Annotated in this window: 6 protein-coding genes; 3 read left to right on the plus strand and 3 right to left on the minus strand. The window is 68.7% G+C overall.

Features of this window, described 5'->3' with window-relative positions; genetic code table 11:
* Positions 1-366: hypothetical protein (locus VJR25_RS07590; protein ID WP_324114183.1), on the minus strand; the 366-nt coding region annotated here is incomplete at its 3' end.
* 75 nt (positions 367-441) lie between these two features.
* On the opposite strand from VJR25_RS07590, the gene VJR25_RS07595 reads away from it, so the two are divergent.
* A complete protein-coding gene (locus VJR25_RS07595) occupies positions 442-1,194 on the plus strand; it encodes a DUF72 domain-containing protein (protein ID WP_324114186.1) in 753 nt (250 codons plus the stop codon).
* A gap of 199 nt (positions 1,195-1,393) precedes the next feature.
* Here the strand turns inward: VJR25_RS07595 and VJR25_RS07600 are convergent, their stop codons facing one another.
* Entirely contained in the window at positions 1,394-1,591 is a 198-nt protein-coding gene (locus VJR25_RS07600; protein ID WP_324114194.1) for a hypothetical protein, read from the minus strand.
* 157 nt (positions 1,592-1,748) lie between these two features.
* On the opposite strand from VJR25_RS07600, the gene VJR25_RS07605 reads away from it, so the two are divergent.
* Both VJR25_RS07605 and VJR25_RS07610 read left to right on the plus strand, forming a co-directional pair.
* Positions 1,749-2,999: a serine/threonine-protein kinase gene (locus VJR25_RS07605; RefSeq protein WP_324114188.1), complete on the plus strand. Its 1,251-nt coding sequence runs from the start codon at positions 1,749-1,751 to the stop codon at positions 2,997-2,999.
* A 115-nt stretch (positions 3,000-3,114) separates the two neighbouring features.
* Entirely contained in the window at positions 3,115-3,378 is a 264-nt protein-coding gene (locus VJR25_RS07610; RefSeq protein ID WP_324114190.1) for a DUF6458 family protein, read from the plus strand.
* Between the two features lie 252 nt (positions 3,379-3,630).
* Here the strand turns inward: VJR25_RS07610 and VJR25_RS07615 are convergent, their stop codons facing one another.
* The gene (locus tag VJR25_RS07615) at positions 3,631-3,936 is read right to left on the minus strand and encodes a nucleotidyltransferase family protein (protein ID WP_324114192.1); all 306 of its coding nucleotides are present in this window, start codon (positions 3,934-3,936) and stop codon (positions 3,631-3,633) included.
* Positions 3,937-4,543 lie beyond the last annotated feature (607 nt).

The raw sequence follows: 4,543 nt of genomic DNA on the forward strand, positions 1-4,543 counted from the left end.
CATCAGGACGTCGAGCCAATGCCGGTTGATCGACGCCTCCCGACTGCCGTAGAACGTGAAGGTCAGAGAGATGCTGGGCGTCACCCAGATGCTCGTCCGACCGCCTCCCGTGGACCCGTTCTCCGTCCACGTGAAGTGGAAAGGCTCGCCGCGCCGGAGCTTGCTGGCGATCACGATCTGCAGGTGTGCGAGCGCGCGATCGTCGATCTCGACGGACACCACCCCGTCATAGTTCAGCCGACCCATGGTGGCAGCTCCGTTCGCATCGTCCCCTCTCAGGATGCGGTGCGCGCGCGGGATCGCCGATTTCAGCGGACAACGGCGGCCGGACAGCGAAGCGGTTGTCCTGCGAGCGTCGGAGAGCATACCGGGATCCTCCCCCGGCGGCGCCCGGCGCGCGACGGGGTTGACAGCGGCCGGAACGCGTTCCACGGTCGAGAAGTGGATGCCGGCGAGGTGCGGATCGGGACGTCGGGGTGGAGCTACGACCACTGGAAGGACGTGCTCTACCCGCCGCGTACGCCCGCGGCGCGGCGCCTGGATGTCTATGCCGCCGAGTTCGACACCGTCGAGCTGAACGCGAGCTTCTACCACTGGCCGCGGGCGGAGACCTTCGCCGGATGGAGCGCGCGGGTGCCCGAGGGATTCCGGTTCGCCGTGAAGGCTCCGCGCGGGCTCACCCATGCCCGGCGGCTGCGCGATCCCGAGGTGTGGATGCCGCGCCTCGCGGAGGGCATGGCGGCGCTCGGGGACCGGGCCGGGTTCCTCCTCTTCCAGCTGCCGGCCGCCGTCGAACGCGACGACGAACGCCTCGACGCCCTGCTGCGGCTGCTGCCGGCGGGTATCCGCGCTGCGGTCGAGCTGCGGCATCCGTCCTGGGACAGCGAGGAGGTGTTCGCGCTGCTCGAGCGGCGCAACGCGACCTACTGCGTCATGAGCGGCGCGGGCATGCCGTGCGTGCTGCGGGCCACGACGGATGCCGTCTACCTGCGGTTCCACGGGCCCGGAATGCAGCTCTACACCGGGTCGTACCCGGACGCGCAGCTGCGGCGGTGGGCCGAGCTGATCGGCCGCTGGCGCGAATCGCATCGGGTGGTCGCGTACTTCAACAACGACGGCGGGGGTGCCGCGGTGCGGGACGCACGGCGGCTGCGTGCCCTCACGGCGGCGGATCGGGGGTCGGATGTCCGCTGACGCCCTGGTGGTGGGGGCCGGGCCGGCGGTGCTGGCGTACGCGGCATCCCGCTCATCGCCGGCAGGCACACCCTTCCCGCCGCGCCCGGTCTGCGGTTCGTGGGTCTGCACAACCCGCTGAAGGGTCAGCTGCTGCAGATCGGGCTGGATGCGCGCGCGGCCGCGCGGGCGATCTCAAGGGAGCTCCGTGCCGGGCCGGTCACCGGGTCCGGTGACGGCGCGCGCTGAGGATGCCGATCACGACGAGCACCAGTCCGACGACGAGGACGATGGGTCCGACGGTCGCCCACAGCGGCGACCCGCTCATCACCGATCCGCCCAGCACGTCGACGCCCTGCAGGGTCCACACCACTCCGAGGACGGCCAGGATCACGCCTGCGCCGACGAACCACCACATTCGCTTCACAGTCCAATTGTGCGCGTTCTGCCGCGCCCCGGGGCGGCTCGCGGAGCACGGGCGCCCTCCGATGTCAACCCTCGTGCCGAGTCCCGCCGCACCCCGTACGTTCTGAGTGGTCGGTGGCCGAACACCGTGCCGGAAAGGGTGATCGCATATGCAGACGTCGGAGGAGGCGACAGCCGCGCTGCTCGACGGGCGCTACCAGCTGGGCGAGCGGATCGGGACGGGCGGGATGGCCGAGGTCTACCGGGCCGAGGACCTGCTGCTCGGCCGCACCGTGGCCGTGAAGGTGATGCGCGGGGACAGCATCCTGCTGGCGTCGGCCGACCGGGCCCGCGTGGAGTCGACCGCGCTCGCGTCGCTGAGCCACCCCGGCCTCGTCACCCTGCTCGACGCCCGCGTCGATCCCGGGCACGCGGCGTACCTCGTGATGGAGTTCGTCGACGGCCCCACTCTGGCGCAGCGCATCGGCAGCGGTCCGCTGTCCGACCCGGATGCGGCCCGGCTCGCCGCTCAGCTGGCCTCGGCGCTGCACGCCGTGCACTGCGCCGGCATCGTGCACCGGGATGTGAAGCCGTCCAACGTGCTGCTGGCCGGCGGCGTGGCGCCCGACGGCGGATTCCACGCGAAGCTCACCGATTTCGGAGCGGCGCGGATGACGGATACCAGCGGCGTCACCTCGCCGGGCGTGATCATCGGCACCGCCGCCTACCTCGCGCCGGAGCAGGTGCGCGACCGCACCGCCACGTCGGCATCCGACATCTACGCGCTCGGACTCGTGCTGCTGGAGGCACTCACCGGCCGGCGCGCGTTCGCGCAGACGACCGACATCGACGCGATCCTGGCGAGGATCTCCGAAGACCCGGTGATCCCCCCGGAGATCGGTGACGGCTGGGCGGATCTGCTCCGCCGGATGACGGATGCCGACCCCGCCGCGCGTCCGACGGCCGCCCAGGTGGTGCGGGAGGTCGCGGACCTCGGCTTCCTCGCCCCGGACGACGCGGATGCCGAACCCACGTGGGGCGAGCCGGTGCCCGCAAGACCTGACCCGGAGACGACGCCGACCGCGGTGCTCGCTCCCCCGCCTCCGCGACGCCGGTTCGCGCGGGCCAAGGTGGCAGCGCTGTCCGCCGTCATCGGCGTGGGTGCGATCGCGGGCTTCGTCGCCTGGCCGATGCTCGACGCCCCGACAGCGTCGACGGTCACGACGCCACCGGCCGCGGCCGCGCCGGCTCCGTCGATCGCGGCACCCCGCATCTCCCCGCGGGCGGTCGACACCGTGTCGGTGTCGCAGAACAGCACCCCGCGGGTCGCCTCCGTCGGGCACCAGCAGACGACCAAGCAGCCGAAGGCCACGACCACCCACGGCCACAAGGGAACGCCCGGAAAGGGAAAGGGCCGCTGACCAGGTCTTGGCACGATCGGATGCCGTCTGTCAATCCCCTTGGTGTTCACCCGTCGTGGACGAATGCTGGCCTGAGGCAAGCGGAGCTTGCGCAGGTTCGGAAAGGAGCTCTCTCATGAGCATCGGAACAGGAATCGTGCTTTTCGTCATCGGCGCCGTTCTCACATTCGCGCTGAAGGTGCAGGTCGCCTGGGTCGACCTTCACATGGTCGGGTACATCCTGATGATCGCGGGTGTCGTGATCTTCCTGATCGGCATCGTGCTGCTCGTCCGCCGCCGTCGCATCGACACCGTGAACCGCACGGCCGTGGACCCCGCCACCGGCGATCGCGTGACGCGCCGCTCGACGGCCGCTCCCGACGACGAGGTCGGCCTCTGACCACAGGCGAAAAGAAGAATCCCCGGTAGCACCGGGGATTTTCTTCTCGTAGCAGGAGCGGGGCTTGAACCCGCGACCTCACGATCATGAGTCAGATCCGGGCTGACGGCGAGCGCTGGTTGGTCGGGAATGCGGTCGCGTGCGGGTGCCCACACGACGCGGTCGCGGAGGTAGTCGGCTTCGCTGAGCCCGCCGATGAAGACACCGATACGAATGCACGCCTGACGCACATCCCACAGCAGCGTGAGAGCTTCAGGCCGTATAGAGATCCTCAGCGGTCGCGAGCACTCGCTCCCGGAAGTGAGGGTTGCGGATGGCGTCCGCCATCACCAGATCGACCGGGCGGGCGAAGAGCGCTTCCAGATCCTCCTTCAACGCGAAGTACGCATCAAAAGGGTCGTCGACATCGGGATCGAGTTCGACGAGGAGGTCAACGTCGCTCTTCGTCGCATCAAACTTCCCCGAGACCGCCGACCCGAAGACCTGAAGCCGACGGACATCGTGGGCACGCGCGATACGCGCGACCTCATCCCTGTCCACGACGATGCTCTGCGGCATGGCCTCAGCCTAGAACACGCCCCGGGATGAGGTGTGGCTGCAAGCGAGTCTGCCCGAACCAGTCGCTGATAGCCTGCCTCTATCGCGCATCTCACTGCGCAGGGCTTATGCACATCGGTCGGATCTGGGTTCGTCGGGCAGAACCGCACGAGCGGATGTCCGGAAGGCGACCGCCATCGTGCGGCGTTGCACCGAGAACGTCCCCTGGTACCGTCATGTCGCGACATTCTGCGAGGAGGACCCGATGGGCGTCAGTACCGGAGCCCTGGTCGCCGTCTTCGCTACTCTGTTCGTTGTCCTAGTGGTGGTATTCCTCATCGTTCGACGCAGGCGGTAGTTTCCCGTCCGCTCGCAAAGGGACCGGCATCCGTTCAAGATGCTCGTATTCACACGCTCGATACATCGACCGCTTCGAATCGCTAGCGATCCGCGTGTCACCAAAGCGAAGTGGCGCGGTCGGGTCGATAATCCGAGAAGAATTGAGGGGACTGTGCACGTGGCAGAGACCAATAGTGACGCGAAGGTCACATATCCATACTTGTCGTCCAACCAGTGGTACGCGGTCCGCAACAAGATGAAGCAGTCGCCGCCGAAGGCCATCGACATC

The sequence above is a fragment of the Microbacterium sp. genome (assembly GCF_035277845.1).
Classification (GTDB): domain Bacteria; phylum Actinomycetota; class Actinomycetes; order Actinomycetales; family Microbacteriaceae; genus Microbacterium.